The organism is Calothrix sp. PCC 7507, from assembly GCF_000316575.1.
Taxonomy (GTDB): Bacteria; Cyanobacteriota; Cyanobacteriia; order Cyanobacteriales; family Nostocaceae; genus Fortiea.
Window position 1 is genome coordinate 176,321 of the sequence record NC_019682.1, and the last position, 18,757, is coordinate 195,077.

Sequence of the window (18,757 nt, forward strand, 5' to 3'; positions counted from 1 at the left end):
TACGCCCTATAATTTCCTGCTGATAAACCCCTACGCCATCTCTGTAAAGAAATTAAACTACACTCTTGCGTTCTTCTGGGCGCCTCTGCGCGAGACAAAAAATTATTAATTTTGCGCCCTAAGAGCAGGTGCAATCTTACGACGGTCAGGGCAATATGGCCCACTAGGTCTGCCATCATTAGGACAACAAAACCCTACAGGAGAATTGGGGTGACATTGTGTACCTTTAACCACATCAGCGCTAGCTTGAGTTGTGACACTAGTCAAAATCATCCCCATTAAAGAAGAAACAACGAGAACTTGTTTTGCGAAAGAACGGTTTTCAGAGACGCTTTTATTAAACATTGTTTTCTCCTGCAACTTTGTAATTTACTGAGTCAATCCTCTTACATTTACTCAATAGGTTCACCTCTAAAGCTTTATGCAGGATTGAGCCGATATCAGATGAATTTAAAGTTACATTGCAGGAAAGCCTGACTGTATTTGAGTCATATCTCAATTACATCTTGGTTGAGATGTCCTCATTGAGATACTGAAGCAATGTGGCGATTTGCTCAAGAGAATAGACATTGATAGCGAGTTTGGGGATATCCGAGCCATCAAGGAAAGCTATGACTCGATAAGTAATGTAATCTACCCCCAGGAGCCTTTGGATGATGCGTAAAGCCAGTAGTTGATTATTACACCGCGATTTGATAAAAGTTTCAATGTCGTCTCTCAATGAGATTTCCACGCCAACCCTACCGGAAAACTTTAGAGCTTCAGAGAAAACAATCCTTGGCTCCTGAGTGTCTTGAGCCTTAATTAAAGCGTTGAAAAAAGCTGATTTAAAATCATCTGACATCTTGTGCAGTTTAGCTTTACTGCTAGCTAATGCCTCATCACTCACATATCCAAAACTAATTTTGGTAGGAATCGGGCATTTTTCTAGAGTAACTTGTGAACCGTAAGCATCACCCAAAAGCTGTTTTCTGCGTTTAGCTTCTCCCATACTTCATCCCCAATTAGCTCTATATATTCAGGTTTATTCCCAAATAAAATCCACTTTAGCAGACGTGATAAAAATTAATTACATCTTGATTTTTCCTAATTTAGTTTCTAAAATCAAGCAAAAAAATTAAATATTTAGACATAAGCTTAAGACATAATTCTTTCATTTAATAGACCAATCATGTGTTCCTCTATTTACATTCTTATAGCAATTTAATTAATGATTGCGACACATGGATTGTCGTTAAGGGTTGGAAAACCCTACGAATGTATCTGTTATCTTCTTTCTTCAAATCGGTATTACTTATAGCGGGTTTTCGGTCGGATGCAATACAAGCGAGCGAGGGCGGGGAGACTCCGCCCCCTACGGTCTTTGCGATTTAAAACTGTATCTCACTGTTCTGAAAACCGCTATATTAATAGATGCCAATCTAAAAAAAATCCCCACCCAGGCTAATGCTTGGATGGGTAACATGAGTTCGTTCAAAATAACAGCAAAAGAATTATTTGCTTTCTGTGAAATCAGCGTCAATCACATCATCACCGCTACCAGAAGAGGGAGGGGTGGGACCACCATCGCCAGGAGCCGCACCAGGAGCAGCGCCGCCAGCTTGTTGATAGATGTTGCTACCAACGGCGAACAGAGCTTGTTGCAATTCTGGTGTGAGCTTCTTGATTTGCTCGTCATCTTCCTTCGCCACTGCATCGCGCAGTTCTTTGACCAAACCTTCAACTTTGGTTTTGTCAGCCTCGGGTACTTTATCACCCAATTCTTGTAGCTGTTTTTCGGCTTGATATGCTAACGAGTCAGCTTGGTTCTTGCGTTCAATTTTTTCCCGCCGTTCTTTATCAGCGTTGGCGTTTTGTTCGGCTTCTCTGACCATCCGGTCAACGTCAGATTTATCCAAAGTTGAAGCGCCGGTAATGCTGATGGATTGTTCTTTACCAGTACCTTTATCTTTAGCGGTGACGTTGAGGATACCGTTGGCGTCGATGTCAAAGGTAACTTCAATTTGCGGGACACCGCGTGGTGCTGGAGGAATACCATCAAGGCGGAAGGTTCCCAAACTCTTGTTATCGTTGGAGAATTCCCGTTCACCTTGGAGGACGTGAATCTCCACGTTGGTTTGTCCGTCCACAGCAGTGGAGAAGACTTCTGATTTCTTAGTGGGGATTGTGGTGTTGCGGGGGATAATTTTGGTCATGACGCCGCCTAGGGTTTCGACACCCAAAGACAGAGGTGACACATCTAACAACAAGATACCCGTGACATCACCAGCAAGTACACCCGCTTGAATAGCCGCACCAACGGCTACAACTTCGTCGGGGTTAACGCTTTGGTTAGGGTCTTTACCCAATACAGTCTTGACTAGCTGTTGGACTGCGGGAATCCGGGTAGAACCACCAACTAATACAACTTCATCAATATCACCTTTGCTTAATTTGGCATCCCGTAGTGCATTCTCAACGGGGATGCGGGAACGATCGATTAAGTCGGAGCAAAGTTCTTCAAATTTGGCGCGGGTGAGGGTTGTATCCAGGTGCTTCGGCCCATCCTGGGTAGCAGTGATAAATGGGAGGTTGATTTCTGCTTGGGTGACGCTAGAAAGTTCAATTTTGGCTTTTTCTGCGGCTTCAGTTAGACGTTGTAAGGCTTGTTTGTCTTTCCGCAGGTCAATTCCTTCGTCTTTTTTGAATTGTTCAGCCAAAAAGTCAACGATTTTTTTATCGAAGTCGTCACCGCCGAGATGGGTGTCACCAGATGTGGCTAATACTTCAAATACGCCATCACCCACTTCCAGGATGGATACGTCGAAAGTACCGCCACCTAAGTCAAACACCAAAATGGTTTCGTTGCTCTTCTTGTCAAAGCCGTAAGCCAGAGAAGCAGCTGTTGGTTCGTTGATAATCCGTAGAACTTCAATCCCCGCAATTTTACCAGCATCTTTGGTGGCTTGCCGCTGGGAGTCGTTGAAGTAAGCGGGAACGGTGATGACAGCTTGGGTGACGTTTTCACCAAGGTATTTGCTGGCGTCTTCAACTAGTTTGCGGAGGACTTGAGCAGAAATTTCTTCGGGAGCGAAGGGTTTACCACCGCCGGTAGACTCTAGTTTAACGTTGCCATTACTGCTGACTACTTTATAAGAAACTTCGGTAGCTTCTTTTGTGACTTCGTCGTAGCGGCGACCGATGAAGCGTTTGACTGAGTAAAACGTATTTTCGGGGTTCATCACCGCTTGACGTTTAGCGATTTGACCAACTAGGCGATCGCCATTTTTCGCAAACGCAACTACTGATGGTGTTGTCCGAAAACCTTCTGCGTTAGCAATAACCGTTGGTTTACCACCTTCCATGACTGCTACGCAAGAGTTCGTTGTACCTAAGTCAATTCCAACTACTTTTGCCATTTTAAGTGCTGGCTCCGTATAACTACAAATGAATGAATGAGAGTATAAAGGACTAAATTTTGAACCAACTGGTTGAAAAAAGCAGCCAGTTCAGCATGAATACCTTTGATTTGGTTTTCCTGGGGTCAGAACCCCATACTATGCTGATATATATACTGAAGCTCAGTTGTAGCCAGTCCATGAAGGAGGGTTTCCCGAACCTCCCTTGGGACGGTTAAACTTAAAGATGTTTCTAGTTGGCTCATCAATTGATTTACTTATACTTTGTCTAATGTATGAGAATTAATACTTCCAGCCATTGGGGTGAACCGTAACTTCAAAGTGGTGTTTGCCGTCAAAACCAGGATATAAGTAAGCTAGTAGTCTGTTTCATTAATTTTGTGGGGCTGTAGAGACGCGAAATTTGACTGGGCTTCTCTACGAGACGCTATCGCGAACGCCCCGCTACGCTAACGTCCCGCTACGAAGACAGCGTCTCTACAGGGTTTTGATGACAACCTAATCAATCAGAACTTTTGGGACAGATCACTAGTAGTACAATCCCAGTTCACCAGGCTTTGGTAGGGAAAAATCGATTTACTTGGTTGAATAGGCAATGCAAATAACAGTTAAGGTTAAGCCTAATGCAAAACAGCAAAAGATTGAAGAACAATCTGATGGTAGTTTGAACGTACTCTTAAAATCCCCACCAGTAGACGGTAAAGCTAATGAAGAGTTAATTAAACTACTAGCTGAGAAATTTAATGTACCAAAATCTAATATCAGAGTTAAGTCTGGTGTGTCTTCTCGACGAAAGTTAGTAGAAATTCAACTAGATTTCTAGTGCTGATATTTTTTGATTAGTTACCAGGACAAATCTGGTAACTAATTAACCCTGCCTTGATGGCATAATCTTGTTAATCTTGGTCAATACTTATATATCCTGATTGAGTTTTAACTCGCCCTATCCAAGCTTGAATAGCAGGAAATTGTTTCAAATCAAACCCACCTTCATCAGCCACATGGGTGTAAGCAAATAAAGCAATATCAGCGATAGTATAACGCTCTCCCACAAAAAAGGTGCGAGAGGTTAAATGATTTTCCATCAACCTCAATGCCGCATAACCCTCTGCTTGTTTTTGCTTGATGGCTTGATGATTTTCTTCGGCCTTACCTAAAATAGAGATCCAAAATCTCAATGTGGCGATGAACGGTTCATGGCTGTATTGTTCAAAAAATAACCATTGCATTACTTGCGCTCGTAAAAAACGGTCATAGGGCAGAAATTCTGTCCCTTCACTCAGATAGATCAATATAGCATTTGATTCTGCTAGGTATTTACCTGGTGCAATTTCCAAAACTGGAATCTTACCTTGAGGATTTTTACTCAAAAAATCCTGTGTGCGATTTTCGCCCTTTAAGATGTCAACCTCTACTCTCTCAAAAGGCATACCTAGTTGTGTCAATAAAAGTCGTAACTTGTAGCCATTCCCTGAAGGTAAAAAATCGTACAATTGCAGCGGTTCCATGCTAAAAATGTGATGAAGAATATGTTGAAAAATTGGGGTTCAAAATACATTATCTTACCAAATGATTTTTCACAACCCGGATATTTTTTGTTTATATTCAGCATCTTAATCTTAGAAAGAATTATCTGAGAAAATAAAAAATAAAAGGACGATTTTTTCTGGTATTCAAATGTTTAATTTTAATCCCTGGTCAAAAATAAAAATATGTGTGGAAGATTTACTTTAAAACAGCCAGCAGCGTCGATAGCTCAGGCTTTTCATGTAGATTCAGTACCTGATTTAACACCGCAATACAACATTGCACCTACGCAAATGGTGATAACAGTGTTACATCACGTTGAAAGCAACAAGCGTGAATTTCAGCAATTGCGTTGGGGGTTGATCCCCTCATGGGCGAAAGATGTAGCGATCGCCTCAAAGCTGATTAATGCCAGATCGGAAACTGTTGCCGAAAAACCCTCTTTTCGTGCTGCTTTTCGCCGTCGTCGCTGTTTAGTAGTAGCTGATGGCTTTTATGAGTGGCAACGGCAACCAGGCAAGAAGCAGCCGTTTTATTTTAGTCTTCAAGATGGACAACCATTTGGCTTTGCCGGTTTATGGGAAAGATGGCAATCTCCTTCAGGAGAAGAAATAACCTCTTGCACAATTTTGACAACAACAGCTAACGAATTATTACAACCAATTCATGACCGAATGCCAGTGATTGTGGCTCCAAAGGATTACAATTTATGGTTAGACCCCCAAATGCAAACACCTGAAACTCTACAGCAGCTCTTGCTTCCTTATCCAGCCCAAGCAATGACTGCTTACCCAGTTAACACCTTAGTGAATAACTCTCAACACAATACCCCAGAATGCATCATCCCAGTCGGCGAGAAGATTACCCCATAAATCAGTTAAATTAACTATTGAGTGTATTGGGAATGGGGCATAGGGAATAGGGCATGGGGCATGGGAAGATGGGGAAGATGGCGGAGATGAGGGAGAAATAACTCTTGACAAATGACAAATACCTCGGCTCCGCTCGGTACAAGTGACCAATGACCAATAGAAGCAAATATGCCAAGAACACAGAAAAACGACAACTTTATTGACAAATCTTTTACAGTGATGGCAGATATCATCCTGAAGATACTACCTGCTAATAAAAAAGCCAAAGAAGCTTTTGTCTATTACCGGGATGGCATGTCAGCACAGGCAGAAGGCGAATATGCCGAAGCTTTAGATTATTATGAAGAAGCACTCACACTAGAAGAAGATTCTAACGATCGCGGTTATATCTTTTACAATATGGGCTTGATCCATGCCAGTAATGGCGACCATGAAAAGGCTCTAGAACTCTATCACCAGGCACTGGAATTAAACCCACGTCTACCCCAAGCGCTAAATAACATAGCTGTGATTTATCACTACAAGGGCGAAAAGGCTAAGGAAGATGGTGATAACGATGCTGGCGAGGCGCTATTTGACCAAGCGGCAGATTATTGGGTGAGAGCAATTCGTCTGGCTCCCAATAACTACATTGAAGCCCAAAATTGGCTGAAAACTACTGGACGAGTGCAAATTGACGTGTTCTTTTAGTCCAGAGTCAAAAGTCCGGAGTCCAGAGTCCAGAGTCAAAAGTAATGACCCTTAACCCTTGACCTTTAACAAAAACTATGATTGATCGTGAGCAAGTTCATAAAGTAGCGCTTCTCGCTCGTTTAGAATTGACACCAGAAGAGGAGGAGCAATTTACTAACCAGCTAGGAAGTATTCTAGATTATATCGAGCAGCTAAGTGAACTAGATGTCAGTAACGTAGCGCCAACAACACGAGCAATTGATCTCAGCAATATCACTCGCAAGGATGAGCTACAACCTTATTCTGACAGAGAAGCCATCCTCAAGAGTGCGCCTGAGCAGGAAGGTGAATTTTTCAAAGTGCCCAAAATCCTCAACGCTGAGTAATCTACTGAAGTATGAAGTCTGAGGTATGAAGTCTGAAGTATCAGGTTATGGAAGTGGTACGAAATAATCTGTGTACCAAGAAATTGGTTTTTTATACTTTATCCTCAATACTTCATACCTCGTTGTCCTAGTAGGCTAAGGCACAAATAAACTACCGATTACAAAACGCCCAAATGCTTACTGTACAGGTTTATGCATTTCATCCTAGCCTGCGGCAAGCCGCTCCGCGTCTACATACTTCAGACTTCAGACTTCAGACTTCTTTGTACTAGCCTACTGTGACTTGGTCAGTGGCGACCTCGGTAGCGCCGTTAACCCCGTTAGCAATCTCTACTAATTGATTCAGACTATCTTGACTAGGAACTTTTCCTTTCAAAACTACTGTAGTTCCCAACTGAGCGACATAAACGGTATCAATATCAGTGACGCGAGAATCTTCGTCAAAAGCAAGAGCAACTCTTTTTGCTAAACCACTTTGATCATATTCTCCACTTAGTCCTACTCGCTCAGGAGGAATGGTTTCACCGTCAGAGGATTGTTCAGCAACTAAGGTTGCACTGGGATTAACTTCAGCATCCGCTGGCTTTTCCTGTCCAAAGAGTCTTTGTAACCAACCCATAACAGTAAGTTCTCCAATAGGAAATATTGAAATTACACAAGTAGTCTACCGTGGCTTGGACTTAGATCATAGTGGGTTAGATCCCAACGGCAAGGTAAAAAAATTTTTTCGGGCGATCGCACCCAGCATAAATAGTATTTATACCGTCATAACAGAAGACTAGACTTAGGATACACTGGCTTTTGAATGTACGTGAGGTGGGTCAGCAACCTCATGTGCTGCTGTTAAGTTCTTCCCTGCTATCGTATAGTATTTAGCTCTAGGGGACTTAACTCAAATCTACCAAAGGTAAATTTGATGCTCAGTTATTGCAATGCTAATCTTCTAGAAAGATTGATAAATAGGCATTTTATGCATTTCTACATACTCTGGCTATATTAGTTTCGTAAGCCGAGAGTACACGCAAAATGTTGCTTTGGCAGAGAAAAGTATAGTTTTTGCTTTTTAAACTTGCATCTTAATTGTTTTCATTTTTATCTATCTGCCTTACCAGATAAGCAGATTCAGTTAATATCTAAGCATGTTTTACTATTTAATTGCTGACCCCGACCTGCTAGATACTTTGGTATTGATTTTATTCCGTTCAATAGCTTTTAGCCCTTATCGCTCCCATGCTGACCCATCACCGCAAGCCCGTGTGCTTATCACTCATTTCCACCGACCTACCAGTCTGGTCTGTTGTTGAAACTGCCGGGACATTATATCAAAAAGATACTGACCGATTCCATTTACTGTTGACCGCACCACCTCTAATTAGTTGCGAAATAGCAAGTTCTCTGAGTCCAGAGGACACGCTTCTTCAGAACAGTAACAAAGCTTACGCTCCCAGCAGTCCCAGGATTTTGTGGCTGGAGATTTCCCCTTATCGGGTAATCATGACCATGCAAGGTAATGCTCAAGTAAGTTACCGTCACTTTTGGGAACATGGTGTTTATGGTATTAGCCGTTATTGGTTGCCAACTGAGTCATTGCAACCAAATGATCCCATTCGCCTACGTAATTTTACTACGGCTATGACGCTCAGTGGACACCCTCTGCCAGAGCATTTACGGTTGGAATACGAGTTGTGGGCAGAAAAAGTCCAACTGGGACGCTACATTCTCAATTTAGAAATTAAGCATTAATTACCTGGGAAGAGGGGGAAGACAAGAGGAATAAACAATCCCCAATCCCTAATCTCCTTGAAAATACCAATAAGTTAGAGACGAGATACATGTATCTCGTCTCTAGATTTGTTAAAGGTTGTGATCTTAAAAATTTAAATTCAGTTTCTACAAACTCGCCAGAAGACCTATAACGCCGTGTCCTGTAACAACTTCTAAGGCGATGAGCGAAACAAACCCAATCATTGCTAAACGACCATTGAGGAGTTCTGCATAGGGAGTAAAACCAGTGCGATCGCCTTGCTCATCTACATATACTTTAGGCTCGATCGCAAAGTTGTTCAATAGACCTTGATCGTCAATAATGGCTGAGTTTGTACGCATGGGTTTTTCTCGCTTTTTTTCTCTTATGTAAAGAAGTGTAACAAGTAAATTAATTTTTGTAAAGTATCTGAGTCTAGCCAAAGGTATATGATGATCGATTGAGTTTCATAGCCAGTTTCCACCTGAAGAAAGCCAATGCATCGATTCCGAGTAGAGGTTATTGCCAAAACCCCAAACCCGCAGCAAGTAATTTATGCTGCGATGCACCAAGACTATACCGACGCATTCGTTTATGACGAAAAAGACTCATGGCCCTCGGAGTCACAATGCGGCGAAGTGATTGTGAAGCGGCTACTAGCAGGAGAACGAGGACACTACGGTCCCTTGGAACATCCCCAGATCGTTTTCAACTGCGGTTACTTTCCCCACAGCGTCATGCAACAAGCTCGTACGCATCGAGTAGGCGTATCATTTGATGTGCAGTCTTTTAGATATACGGGAAACCAATTTATTGATGTAGTAGATGGAAAGAAAGATATAGAAGATGTTGTCTATCTCCGTCCTGTTGGCTATTACACAGATAGACAAGGCAAAAAATATTACTATTCACCAGAGCAAAGAGCAGCAGATTTGCAATGGTGTCTAGAAGCAGCTAGACGATATAAAGCTGATTTTGAAGGGGGAATGTCGGAAGAACACGCCAGGGGTAAAGTCCCGTTTGATTATCGTCAGCATTTTATTGTTAGCTTTAATCTCAGGTCATTCTTGCATTTTTGTGACTTGAGAAATAAGAAAGACGCTCAACTGGAAATTCAAAAGTTATGTGAATTGATGTGGCCTCATTTTGGAGAGTGGGCACCAGCGATCGCCCAATGGTATGAGAAGCAGCGTTTAGGTAGAGCGAGATTGGCCCCTTAATTGATCAGCAGGAGAAAAAAAGATTTTTGGGTATGATTGAGAGCGATCGCTCTTGGTAAAATTGAGATACGAATCAAGTATCAGAAACAGGTGAATGGCTAAAGACCGCTTTCATGATGCAGTTAGAGTAGCTCAATTAGTATGGCTGTAGACCAGTATCGTCAAATTATCCAACAATTAATTCTAGAACGGGCAAATAGAGGTTTATCCCAAGAGGGAATGGAAACACAAGCCGTTCTAGATACAGAGCATGACCACTATCTCTTGCTACATACCGGGTGGCGCGGGAATCGTCGGACACATGGATGCAGCCTGCATCTCGATATCAAAGACGGTAAAATCTGGATTCAACATGATGGCACAGAAGTCGGGATGGCGACACAACTCCTTGAACTGGGTGTACCAAAAGAAAATATTGTTTTGGCGTTTCACTCTCCTTATATGCGCCAATTTACAGAGTTTGCGATCAATTGAGTTGTGCGATTGAGCGATCGCCCTCAATTTTGGAGAGGTAAACTGGCGTTGGCGATCGCTGTTGTGATCATTAAGCTCAAAACTGCCAAGAAACTGTTCCTTGTACTGTAAAAGGCTGTCCGTAGTACACACGATTACCTAGCGAACTTTCAAAATAATCTACGTCAAATAGATTTTTGAAATTGAGGGCGACTCTGAATTGATCGCGTTTATAGAAAATAGATGCATCAGTCCGAAAATAGCTAGGCACAGTATAGGTATTGTTAAAATCAACGCGATCGCCCACAAAAAACAAGCCAATTCCCGCCCCTAAGCCTTGCAAATCGCCTTTTTGAATTTCGTAGCTTGTCCACAAGTTAAAAGAGTGATTTGCGCTATTCGACAATCGGCTTCCAGGGGTCAATGTATTATCTTTAGTAACACGGGCATCAATATAAGCATAGCCCGCAAAAATATTCCATCCCGGTAAAACTTCACCCGCCAGATTCAGTTCAACCCCTCGGCTATTCTGCTCACCAACTTGGATGGAAAAGTTCGGTCTATTGGGGTCTTCTGTCGTCACATTAGTACGGGTCAAATCAAACAAGGACAGGGTTGCGGAAAGGCGATCGTTCAAATCTGCCTTTACCCCAACCTCATACTGATTACCACGTTCTGGCTTGAAGGAAGAGTCAACACCAAAAAAGTAGGAGCCACCTGGTGGAGTAAATGAACTTGTGTAACTGGTATAGAGAGAGATCGCAGGGATGGGTTGATAGACAATCCCAATGCGAGGACTGAATGCACTATCAGTCCCACTGCTCTCTGTGTTACTGATTAAATCTTCATATTTTCGATCAATAAAGTCAAACCGCCCACCCAATAAAAACTTCAAGTTATCTGTCAGTGCTACTTGGTCTTGCAGATAAATTCCTAATGAGTTTGTCTGCTGTCGAACCGCAAAAGAAGAAGGGACTTTTGTTCCTCGCGGTTGACCATATACAGGATTGAAGATATCAATTGATTCTGCCTCGAATTCATTAATTGCTGGATTGAAGTTGTCAAAGCGATTTAAATCAAATCCAAATAGTAGCTGATGCTGAATTGAACCTGTGGAGAACTTCCCGATCAGATTGGTCGTCATCGCATAATTTCTATTTTCAGAAGATCCTTCTGAAGCTGATCGCCTCCAAGTGCGATTATCTGGTTCTAAACCATTAGAATCGGTGCGGCGTTGAAAAAGATCACGAAATGCAAACGTAAACGCATTGTTTATCGACCAGTTTTCGTCAAATTTGTGGTCTAGTCGGTATCCCAGCCTGAAAATTGTCTGCTCAAAAGTATCAGAAGGTTCAGTCAGGTTGAGGGTGCGGGATACTTTCCCGTTTGGGTTAGGTAATACACTACCAATCACAGGTATGCCAGATGCGATCGTATCCCTTGTCCTGATGTATTCTGCTTCTAAGGTCAGGTTAGTTTTCTCTCCAAGCGCTATACTGACCACGGGCGATATATTTAAGCTTTCACCATTAAAGAAATCGACAAAACTACCTGAATTTCTGTAGGCTAAATTGAGACGATATAAGGCTGTCTTCGAGTCATTTAGCGGCCCCGACAAATCAACTGCACCTCGATAAAAACTATAGCTGCCAATAGTTGCGTCAACAGCATAAAAAGGGTCGCGCAAAGGGCGTTTAGATACGAGGTTGATGCTTCCCCCTGGATTACCCAAACCAAATAATACTGATGCGGGGCCTTTGAGAACTTCGACTCGCTCGATACTGGAAAGTTCACTCACTTGTCCAGCCAATGTGTCAATCAGTCCATCCCTGAGAAGATTCGTTTCTGTTACATCGAATCCGCGAATGCTATAAAAGGACAATGGTCCAAAGTTAAAAGTCTGATTGACACCAGCAACGTTTCTGAGTGCATCTTCTATGCGAGTAACTTGTTGGTCGCGTAATACTTGTTGTGGTACTACCTGAATCGATTGAGGAATGTCACGCAAAGGTGTATCAGTTTTTGTCCCAGTCGTAGTATTTGGTACGCGATACCCATCTTGTTCCCCCGTCACCACCAACTCAATTGGGGTATCCTGCTGTGCTGTTGGTGTCTCACTAGCTGGCTTTTCTGGTTGTGGCTGCGTCGCCGTTGCAGTAGATGTGACACCAAAAATTAAACCTTCATCACCATCAAATAACTCGACTACTGGTAAACTCTTCTCACCTACAACTGTGACTCGAACTGTTTTAGCATCAAAGTTAGTTACAGTTATCTCAGTAATTCCCGCAAGTGGTTTCTCTGAAAGGAAGGTGAAACTGTCACCTTTGGGCAAACGCAACTGAGCGTTGGGAATATCAGCAATAAAATTATTACCAGTACTGCTGTTAGTGATTTGTAATTGTTCCCCTTTGCTAGTTTGGAGAATTATCTCCACACCCTTTTCTGTGGGATTTGCCTTCACTCCCGTGATTGGAATAATTCCTTCTAATACGGGTGTTGGTGACTGTACCAAAATTTGGACACTGCGATCAGCATCAGCAGTCTCTCCCCATGCTGCTTGTATTCCCAGACTAAAAAATATAGTTGTCAGAAATAGCGAACGCTGCCACAAATTTAACACTGCTCACACCAAAGTTGATAAGAATTCTCAAAAAGATTACTCAAATCTCTAGTCTGATGGGAAGGCTTTTTTATCGCTAGACGGATTTTTTTTTATCGCTAGACGGATTTTTTTTGCTGCATTTGATATCGCTTGGGACAAAAACCGAGTTTTTGTTCCTAGAGGCGGTAGTCAAATAACAGTGACTGACAAATTCCACAATGTTAGCAATTTATGACACTTTCATCTCTGCAGTTTCTAGGAGTTAACGCGCTTGTTCTCAGCGATTCAGTTGAGTTGGCCTTCTCCCGTTATTCCACTTGAGGCAGTTTCTTGATTTTTCTTGGCTAAAAACGGATAAATAAACAAATAAACACCACTTACTGCCAGTGTTGCCATGAAGAATAAAAAGGACATTTCAATCAAATTGTGAATCCAGGGAGCAAACCATCCTAGCAACCCACGATGCTCTAAAAAATCAACACTATTGAAGCCATACTTCAGCAACTTGCCGCTATAAGCATCGATATACCACTCAAATAATTTTTTTTGATTTTCAAATCGATACATTCCTAGAGATGGGACATAGGCAATTTCATCAATATCTTTTAGGGTATTCACTCCTTTTGGATGTAAAGAGATAAAAGCCTGTGAAGCCTGTTCTAGAGAAAGCAATGGTGTGGTAGGTTCTGAAGTAATTTGCGTAGGTGGTTTGCCATCAACGATAGGTAAACCAGAACTAAAAGCAGGTGGAAGAGCGATTATTTCAATTAAGTAAATGCCAATAACTACGGCAAAATAAAGCCCAACCCATCGATGAATAGTTCGTGACCATCTTGATATAAACTGTTTGAATTTCATGATATTTACTTAGGTATAAATATTGTTAACTTTGACTGAAAGTTCTGTTCCACCTTTCAAATTAATTGTAGAGGAGCAATATCCGTTATCAGGATTTTGTAAAAAATCAACATAGGGTTTTAGTTTTCCCTTAAAGGTGTTGACATTATCAGAAACTATAATTCCACCGATGCGGATTAGTGGATTGAGTATTGTGATGATATCGAGAGCTAGGTTTGCCCAACCATCGATTAAAACCATATCAATGGGTTGATTGAGATTCTTGAGCGTTTCTAAGGCATTTCCTTCACGGATTTCCACATAGGTTTCTAGTCCGGCTTCAGCAATATTTTTTCTAGCCTGCACTACTTTCTCAGGTACAATTTCAGTGCCGATGACGATGCCACCACCGTTATCTCTGACTGCTGCTGCTAGATAAATGGTGGAAATACCAAATGAAGTGCCATATTCGACAATTGTTTTGGCATTGAGCGATCGCGCCAGCAAATACATAAATTCTCCCTGATCTGGTTCAATGGGAATATATTTGTCACGATAGAAATCTGTTTTGGTTTGATCCCACTGAATACCCTTTCCCAAGAACAATCTGGGTAGTTGCGGTAGATAATGAAGAATCAAGGAGCCAACTTGCTTATTTGCTTCTTTGTGTAGTCGATTTAAAACAGTTTCGATTTGGCGATCGCTAATGGGACTATGCTTAGGTGATTGATGCATCAGCCCTCTCCACAACGATTTTTACCATTGTTACAGTAAGTTGCAAACCAAGGTGAGAATGTCTTTTTATCTTCGGGAGTGTTACTCATATTCAGAATCGTGGTGAAATCTGATTTTTGATCGCCATAACGAAAGTGCATGTGGGCAGGATCGCCATGAGGTACGACAACGGTGATATGTTTAAAGCGATCGCATCCAGGATCGGCTTTCTCTTCTTTGGCTAGTTCAAATTGATCCCAGATTGCAGATTTGAAGAGAGCATAAAATTTAGGATCTTTGGCCGCACCCATGTAAATATAAGTGCAGTTTTTGGCGATCGCCTGCTTCCCTTCATCATCTGCATAGAAGCTAAACTTCTCCATTTTGCTGATTTCTAAACGTTTGGGATTGCGTGGATCGTTCACAGAGGCTTTGTGATCTTGATTAATCAAAAAAGTGCCATCAAGTCCTAAAAAAGGAACTTTGTAGGCATTTGGAGAGACAATCTGTGGCTCTGCTTGAACAGCAAGGGGAGCGATCAAACAGCTAAAAATGCCGATAATGATGGAAAGGTTTTTCATCGAACGATTGAGACTCCTGTTGTGTTGTTAGTTGTTTTTGGGTTTCTACAGCAAAGGTGCGATCGCGTTCGCATAGCGTCTCGTAGAGAAGCTCTACGCCCTGGAATCGCCTAAGATTAAGGTGTAATGTAATCTGAGCCAAAACTATGCAAGTCTCTATAGCCGAAGCTGCTGCTAACCTGAGTGATTTAGTTGAAGCTGCTATCAATGGTGAAGAAGTAATTTTGCTTAATGGCGATCGCCCTGCCATTAAACTTATGCCCATTGACGTGCCAAAACGTCGTCCAGCTAAGGCTGGTAGTGCTAAAGGATTAATCTGGATGTCAGATGATTTTGATGAACCACTAGAAGAATTTAGAGAGTATATGGAATGAGATTTTTACTTGATACCCATGCGTTTATTTGGTATGTTCAGAATATTGAGAACTTGAGTTTAATATGGATAAAGTTATGTGAGGAAAACACCAGTAGATTTATACCGTATGGGAAATGCTATTTCTGCCAGATTGGAAAATATCCGAACCAAAGATATTGACATATATGAGGATAGTGGTGGAGATTGGGTGTCAGCAAATTCAGGAGGCATTTCAACCTTTTCTATACGTGGGAGTGGCAAAAACTGGTGGAAACTGGATCAAGGTTGTGAGATTCCCAATGAGCTTCGAGTTATAAATGATTATGGCAATCATTGGCTATGGGAGCCAAACTATTCCATGCCGCTAGTTGATTATCAGAGGGCATTAAAGTCAGTTGGTGAGCAATTTTATAAAGTAAGTTGAGGGAAATCATCATGAATTTATCTCCAAAGGCGATGCGGTTTATGGTGGAAGCTTTAGAGTTTCGGATTGCAGCGTATCAGAACCAATTGGATACTGAAACGGGGGAAGGAATCTCTGATGATGAGATATCAGATTTGACGAACGATCTGCTGTTTTTAGAGTCTTTGTTGCAGGAATTGCAAAAAGCATTGGATGTACCTGTAGCTAAGGTTTTTTGATCGCGCTTGTCATAGTGCATTTTCTCTCTACTCAGTTCAAGTAATTTGCAATTGATCAATCAAAACTGCACAGAAATAGAACCAATTACAGTAAATGGATCGCCAAAGTTGTTACTTGCACCTCTCCCACCAAAAGCACTTTCGATATATTTGACATCACCTATATTTCTGAAATTTAGCCCAATCCGCCATTTGTCGCGTTTATAGAAAATTGCCGCGTTAGTAGTAAAATAACTACCAAGAGAAAAACTATTCTCTAAATCTCCTTGGCGATCGCCAACATAATTAAAGCCTAGTCCCAAACCTAATCCTTGCAAATCTCCTTGCTGAATTTCGTAGGTAGTCCAAAGGCTGGCACTATTTTCAGGAAGCCCAAACAATTTGTTACCAATATTGGCCCCATTGGTATCAGCAGTCACTTCACCGTTGATATTGGCATAGGAAGCAATAATCTTCCATCCCGGCAGAATTTCCCCCGACAAATCAAACTCGAACCCACGGCTGCGTTGTTCGCCAGAAGCGATGGAAAAGAGCGGAAAGTTAGGATCGGTAACGGCAATATTTTGTTTGGTGACATCAAAGTAGGCGAGAGTGGCAAACAGCTTGCCATTTAAAAACTCTGATTTAATACCGAATTCATATCCTTTGCCCCGTTGCGGTGGCAATACCTCCCCTGTGACTGTTGTTGCGGTGTTTGGCGCAAAGGATTGGGAGTAACTGCCATAAAGCGAAAGGCGATCGCTCAATTGGTACAGCAATCCAAACCGAGGCGTAAAGGCTGTCGCATTAGTAGCACTTTCACCAGCTAGGGTTGATGAACCTGGTATATTTACAGTATTTAGAGAAAGTGTATCGTAACGGATACCTGCAAGTAGTTGTAAATTCTTGAGAATGGAAATCTGATCTTGCAAATAGAAGCCCCAGCTATTACCAGTTGTAGTGCTACCACCAAAGCCTAATAATGTATCTTCACTGGGCTTTACCAATCCGTAAGTGGGATTAAATAAATTTAGGGGTCTGAAAGTAAAATCAACTGCTGAGAAAATGCGGCTATCTCTGTAAACGTAGTCTATACCAGCAAGAAGTGTATGCTTGATATCACCTGTGGCAAACTTGCCAGTCACATTTGTTTGGAAGGTATAGTCTTTATTCTGAGATTCTTGAGAAGCAAGAAAACGACCTACAGTGCTTGTTGCTTCGTCAAAAAACAATGGCAGTGCCACCACTCCAAAATCGTATTCATAAGATGTATAGCGGAAAGCGTTACGCAGCTTCCAATTCGCATCAAAGCGATGTTCAAGGGTGTAGCCGATATTGGTGGTTATGTTCGTAACTGTATCACTTGGTTCAGTGATAATGCGATCGCGTGGTACATCGGCGACTCCCTTCCCAACCGCCGGAATCCCAAAGATAGCGGGACGGGTGCTATTTGCATATTCAAGTGAAATATTCAGATCGGTGCGATCGTTAATTTTCCATGCAATGGTAGGTGCAATAAAGTATCTTTGATCGGGCTGCTCATAGTTCTGAAAACTGTTAAAGTTCTGGAACAAACCGTTCAAGCGATAAAGCACCTTGCCATCATCGGTTAAAGGACCAGAAATATCAAATCGGGGTCGAACAAATCCACGACTACCTACTTGAAGTTCTGTTTCATAAAATGGCTCTGCTTTGGGCTTCTTTGACACCAAATTAATCAATCCACCAGGCTCAATCGCCCCATACAAAATTGAGGCTGGCCCTTTGAGGACTTCAATTTGCTCCAAATTGGCAACTTCAAAATTTGGCTGTGAACTCCCTTCTCCAGAGGAGCCAAATCTTCTAAATCCATCCAACAACACTGGAGCGCCTGTAAATCCGCGAATACTAAAAGTATTGCCGCTTCTTCCTTGTACATCACCTCCATAGGTAACGCCACTAATATTACTGAGCGCATCTTTGACTTGTGTAATCTGCTGATCTCGAATAATTTCTTGCGGAATCACCTGCACTGAAAATGGAGTTTCCAAAATAGGCGTATCCGTTCCTGTGGCTGTAGAACTATTTGGTACGCGATAGCCATCTTGCTCCCCTGTCACCACCAACTCAATCGGGTTATCCTGCTGTGGTGTTTCAGTGGCTGGTTTTGCTTCCGTTTGCGGTGTTTCTGGTGGCTTAGTTGCGGTTTCTGTAGATGCGACACCAAAAATCAAACCTTCATCACCATCAAATAACTCGACTACTGGTAAACTTTTTTCGCCTATAACTGTGACTCGAATTGTTTTTGCATCAAAGTTGGTTACAGTTATCTCAGTAATTCCCACAGTTGGTTTCTCTGAACGGAAGGTAAAACCATCGCCATTAGGTAAACGCAATTGAGCGTTGGTAATATCAGCAATAAAATTATTACTAGTACTGCTGTTAGTGATTTGTAACTGTTCCCCTTTGCTAGTTTGGAGAATTATCTCTACACCTTTTTCCGTCGGATTTGCCTTCACTCCCGTGACTGGAATGATTTCTAATGAAGGTGTTGAAGATTGAGCAAACAACCCGCTAATGTTTGTGGCTGGTTGTTCCCGTTCGCTGAGGCGCTTAATTTTTGTAATTATTGTTTGCTCTTTCTGGTTCACTTCTGCCCGTGCAGATTGTGCCATCAACAAGGGCAGAAAACTCATCACCAACCACAGCCAAATGTTAGACGACAACCGTTGCATCCTCACAATAATTCCCCACACTCCAGTAAGAAAAACCCTCTTTATTGAGAATTTATCT

General features: G+C 42.0%; 21 protein-coding genes. 10 read left to right on the forward strand and 11 right to left on the reverse strand.

What is annotated here, in order from left to right; all coding sequences use genetic code 11:
* Nucleotides 1–105: 105 nt before the first annotated feature.
* The 3 genes from CAL7507_RS00870 to dnaK form a co-directional block, all read right to left on the reverse strand.
* A complete protein-coding gene (locus tag CAL7507_RS00870) occupies nucleotides 106–345 on the reverse strand; it encodes a hypothetical protein (RefSeq protein ID WP_015126520.1) in 240 nt (79 codons plus the stop codon).
* Nucleotides 346–499: 154 nt separating this feature from the next.
* Nucleotides 500–991 carry a hypothetical protein gene (locus tag CAL7507_RS00875; RefSeq protein ID WP_015126521.1) on the reverse strand — a complete coding sequence of 164 codons (492 nt, stop codon included), beginning with the start codon at nucleotides 989–991 and terminating at the stop codon, nucleotides 500–502.
* Nucleotides 992–1,493: 502 nt separating this feature from the next.
* Nucleotides 1,494–3,398: a molecular chaperone DnaK gene (gene dnaK / locus CAL7507_RS00880; protein ID WP_015126522.1), complete on the reverse strand. Its 1,905-nt coding sequence runs from the start codon at nucleotides 3,396–3,398 to the stop codon at nucleotides 1,494–1,496.
* Nucleotides 3,399–3,993: 595 nt separating this feature from the next.
* Here dnaK and CAL7507_RS00885 point away from each other — a divergent pair.
* The gene (locus CAL7507_RS00885) at nucleotides 3,994–4,221 is read left to right on the forward strand and encodes a DUF167 domain-containing protein (protein WP_015126523.1); all 228 of its coding nucleotides are present in this window, start codon (nucleotides 3,994–3,996) and stop codon (nucleotides 4,219–4,221) included.
* A 73-nt stretch (nucleotides 4,222–4,294) separates the two neighbouring features.
* Here CAL7507_RS00885 and CAL7507_RS00890 read toward each other — a convergent pair whose 3' ends face one another.
* On the reverse strand, nucleotides 4,295–4,906 hold the full coding sequence (locus CAL7507_RS00890; protein ID WP_015126524.1) for a glutathione S-transferase family protein: 612 nt from the start codon (nucleotides 4,904–4,906) through the stop codon (nucleotides 4,295–4,297).
* A gap of 204 nt (nucleotides 4,907–5,110) precedes the next feature.
* Here CAL7507_RS00890 and CAL7507_RS00895 point away from each other — a divergent pair, with 204 nt between their 5' ends.
* The 3 genes from CAL7507_RS00895 (at nucleotide 5,111) to gatC (ending at nucleotide 6,855) form a co-directional block, all read left to right on the forward strand.
* Nucleotides 5,111–5,797: an SOS response-associated peptidase gene (locus tag CAL7507_RS00895; protein WP_015126525.1), complete on the forward strand. Its 687-nt coding sequence runs from the start codon at nucleotides 5,111–5,113 to the stop codon at nucleotides 5,795–5,797.
* A 168-nt stretch (nucleotides 5,798–5,965) separates the two neighbouring features.
* The gene (locus CAL7507_RS00900) at nucleotides 5,966–6,487 is read left to right on the forward strand and encodes a photosystem I assembly protein Ycf3 (protein ID WP_015126526.1); all 522 of its coding nucleotides are present in this window, start codon (nucleotides 5,966–5,968) and stop codon (nucleotides 6,485–6,487) included.
* Nucleotides 6,488–6,564: 77 nt separating this feature from the next.
* Entirely contained in the window at nucleotides 6,565–6,855 is a 291-nt protein-coding gene (gatC, locus tag CAL7507_RS00905) for an Asp-tRNA(Asn)/Glu-tRNA(Gln) amidotransferase subunit GatC (protein ID WP_015126527.1), read from the forward strand.
* A 268-nt stretch (nucleotides 6,856–7,123) separates the two neighbouring features.
* Here gatC and CAL7507_RS00910 read toward each other — a convergent pair whose 3' ends face one another.
* Nucleotides 7,124–7,474, reverse strand: coding sequence for a BON domain-containing protein (locus CAL7507_RS00910; RefSeq protein WP_015126528.1), 351 nt, complete (start codon nucleotides 7,472–7,474; stop codon nucleotides 7,124–7,126).
* A 611-nt stretch (nucleotides 7,475–8,085) separates the two neighbouring features.
* On the opposite strand from CAL7507_RS00910, the gene CAL7507_RS00915 reads away from it, so the two are divergent.
* Nucleotides 8,086–8,598, forward strand: coding sequence for a hypothetical protein (locus CAL7507_RS00915; RefSeq protein ID WP_015126529.1), 513 nt, complete (start codon nucleotides 8,086–8,088; stop codon nucleotides 8,596–8,598).
* 147 nt (nucleotides 8,599–8,745) lie between these two features.
* On the opposite strand, the gene CAL7507_RS00920 is transcribed toward CAL7507_RS00915, so the two are convergent.
* Nucleotides 8,746–8,961 (reverse strand): chlorophyll a/b-binding protein, encoded by a 216-nt coding sequence (locus CAL7507_RS00920; RefSeq protein ID WP_015126530.1) that lies wholly within the window; start codon nucleotides 8,959–8,961, stop codon nucleotides 8,746–8,748.
* Between the two features lie 135 nt (nucleotides 8,962–9,096).
* Between CAL7507_RS00920 and thyX the strand changes: the two genes are divergently transcribed.
* Nucleotides 9,097–9,819, forward strand: a complete 723-nt coding sequence (thyX, locus tag CAL7507_RS00925) for an FAD-dependent thymidylate synthase (protein ID WP_015126531.1) — start codon at nucleotides 9,097–9,099, stop codon at nucleotides 9,817–9,819.
* A gap of 141 nt (nucleotides 9,820–9,960) precedes the next feature.
* On the forward strand, nucleotides 9,961–10,293 hold the full coding sequence (locus CAL7507_RS00930; protein WP_015126532.1) for a XisI protein: 333 nt from the start codon (nucleotides 9,961–9,963) through the stop codon (nucleotides 10,291–10,293).
* A gap of 76 nt (nucleotides 10,294–10,369) precedes the next feature.
* Here the strand turns inward: CAL7507_RS00930 and CAL7507_RS00935 are convergent, their stop codons facing one another.
* The 4 genes from CAL7507_RS00935 to CAL7507_RS00950 form a co-directional block, all read right to left on the reverse strand.
* Nucleotides 10,370–12,895, reverse strand: a complete 2,526-nt coding sequence (locus CAL7507_RS00935; protein WP_015126533.1) for a TonB-dependent siderophore receptor — start codon at nucleotides 12,893–12,895, stop codon at nucleotides 10,370–10,372.
* Nucleotides 12,896–13,162: 267 nt separating this feature from the next.
* Nucleotides 13,163–13,735 carry a PepSY domain-containing protein gene (locus tag CAL7507_RS00940; RefSeq protein ID WP_015126534.1) on the reverse strand — a complete coding sequence of 191 codons (573 nt, stop codon included), beginning with the start codon at nucleotides 13,733–13,735 and terminating at the stop codon, nucleotides 13,163–13,165.
* A gap of 9 nt (nucleotides 13,736–13,744) precedes the next feature.
* Nucleotides 13,745–14,449 carry an O-methyltransferase gene (locus CAL7507_RS00945; RefSeq protein WP_015126535.1) on the reverse strand — a complete coding sequence of 235 codons (705 nt, stop codon included), beginning with the start codon at nucleotides 14,447–14,449 and terminating at the stop codon, nucleotides 13,745–13,747.
* On the reverse strand, nucleotides 14,449–15,009 hold the full coding sequence (locus CAL7507_RS00950) for a hypothetical protein (RefSeq protein WP_015126536.1): 561 nt from the start codon (nucleotides 15,007–15,009) through the stop codon (nucleotides 14,449–14,451). The genes CAL7507_RS00945 and CAL7507_RS00950 overlap by 1 nt, the downstream gene beginning before the upstream one ends.
* 146 nt (nucleotides 15,010–15,155) lie before the next feature.
* Here CAL7507_RS00950 and CAL7507_RS00955 point away from each other — a divergent pair, with 146 nt between their 5' ends.
* The 3 genes from CAL7507_RS00955 (at nucleotide 15,156) to CAL7507_RS00965 (ending at nucleotide 16,006) form a co-directional block, all read left to right on the forward strand.
* Nucleotides 15,156–15,383, forward strand: coding sequence for a type II toxin-antitoxin system Phd/YefM family antitoxin (locus CAL7507_RS00955; RefSeq protein ID WP_015126537.1), 228 nt, complete (start codon nucleotides 15,156–15,158; stop codon nucleotides 15,381–15,383).
* Nucleotides 15,384–15,461: 78 nt separating this feature from the next.
* Nucleotides 15,462–15,788, forward strand: a complete 327-nt coding sequence (locus CAL7507_RS30380) for a hypothetical protein (protein ID WP_015126538.1) — start codon at nucleotides 15,462–15,464, stop codon at nucleotides 15,786–15,788.
* 11 nt (nucleotides 15,789–15,799) lie between these two features.
* Nucleotides 15,800–16,006, forward strand: a complete 207-nt coding sequence (locus tag CAL7507_RS00965; protein ID WP_015126539.1) for a hypothetical protein — start codon at nucleotides 15,800–15,802, stop codon at nucleotides 16,004–16,006.
* Nucleotides 16,007–16,065: 59 nt separating this feature from the next.
* On the opposite strand, the gene CAL7507_RS00970 is transcribed toward CAL7507_RS00965, so the two are convergent.
* Nucleotides 16,066–18,699 (reverse strand): TonB-dependent siderophore receptor, encoded by a 2,634-nt coding sequence (locus CAL7507_RS00970; RefSeq protein WP_042341136.1) that lies wholly within the window; start codon nucleotides 18,697–18,699, stop codon nucleotides 16,066–16,068.
* Between the last annotated feature and the right edge of the window lie 58 nt (nucleotides 18,700–18,757).

Bases quoted from the DNA above. Each gene is read 5' to 3' on its own strand.
- CAL7507_RS00890 (WP_015126524.1), bottom strand. From the start codon at position 4,906: ATGGAACCGCTGCAATTGTACGATTTTTTACCTTCAGGGAATGGCTAC.
- CAL7507_RS00930 (WP_015126532.1), top strand. From the start codon at position 9,961: ATGGCTGTAGACCAGTATCGTCAAATTATCCAACAATTAATTCTAGAA.
- CAL7507_RS00895 (WP_015126525.1), top strand. From the start codon at position 5,111: ATGTGTGGAAGATTTACTTTAAAACAGCCAGCAGCGTCGATAGCTCAG.
- CAL7507_RS00900 (WP_015126526.1), top strand. From the start codon at position 5,966: ATGCCAAGAACACAGAAAAACGACAACTTTATTGACAAATCTTTTACA.
- CAL7507_RS00915 (WP_015126529.1), top strand. From the start codon at position 8,086: ATGCTGACCCATCACCGCAAGCCCGTGTGCTTATCACTCATTTCCACC.
- CAL7507_RS00910 (WP_015126528.1), bottom strand. From the start codon at position 7,474: ATGGGTTGGTTACAAAGACTCTTTGGACAGGAAAAGCCAGCGGATGCT.
- gatC (WP_015126527.1), top strand. From the start codon at position 6,565: ATGATTGATCGTGAGCAAGTTCATAAAGTAGCGCTTCTCGCTCGTTTA.
- CAL7507_RS00920 (WP_015126530.1), bottom strand. From the start codon at position 8,961: ATGCGTACAAACTCAGCCATTATTGACGATCAAGGTCTATTGAACAAC.
- CAL7507_RS00945 (WP_015126535.1), bottom strand. From the start codon at position 14,449: ATGCATCAATCACCTAAGCATAGTCCCATTAGCGATCGCCAAATCGAA.
- dnaK (WP_015126522.1), bottom strand. From the start codon at position 3,398: ATGGCAAAAGTAGTTGGAATTGACTTAGGTACAACGAACTCTTGCGTA.
- CAL7507_RS00970 (WP_042341136.1), bottom strand. From the start codon at position 18,699: ATGCAACGGTTGTCGTCTAACATTTGGCTGTGGTTGGTGATGAGTTTT.
- CAL7507_RS00965 (WP_015126539.1), top strand. From the start codon at position 15,800: ATGAATTTATCTCCAAAGGCGATGCGGTTTATGGTGGAAGCTTTAGAG.
- CAL7507_RS00885 (WP_015126523.1), top strand. From the start codon at position 3,994: ATGCAAATAACAGTTAAGGTTAAGCCTAATGCAAAACAGCAAAAGATT.
- CAL7507_RS00950 (WP_015126536.1), bottom strand. From the start codon at position 15,009: ATGAAAAACCTTTCCATCATTATCGGCATTTTTAGCTGTTTGATCGCT.
- CAL7507_RS00940 (WP_015126534.1), bottom strand. From the start codon at position 13,735: ATGAAATTCAAACAGTTTATATCAAGATGGTCACGAACTATTCATCGA.
- thyX (WP_015126531.1), top strand. From the start codon at position 9,097: ATGCATCGATTCCGAGTAGAGGTTATTGCCAAAACCCCAAACCCGCAG.
- CAL7507_RS00870 (WP_015126520.1), bottom strand. From the start codon at position 345: ATGTTTAATAAAAGCGTCTCTGAAAACCGTTCTTTCGCAAAACAAGTT.
- CAL7507_RS00955 (WP_015126537.1), top strand. From the start codon at position 15,156: ATGCAAGTCTCTATAGCCGAAGCTGCTGCTAACCTGAGTGATTTAGTT.
- CAL7507_RS00875 (WP_015126521.1), bottom strand. From the start codon at position 991: ATGGGAGAAGCTAAACGCAGAAAACAGCTTTTGGGTGATGCTTACGGT.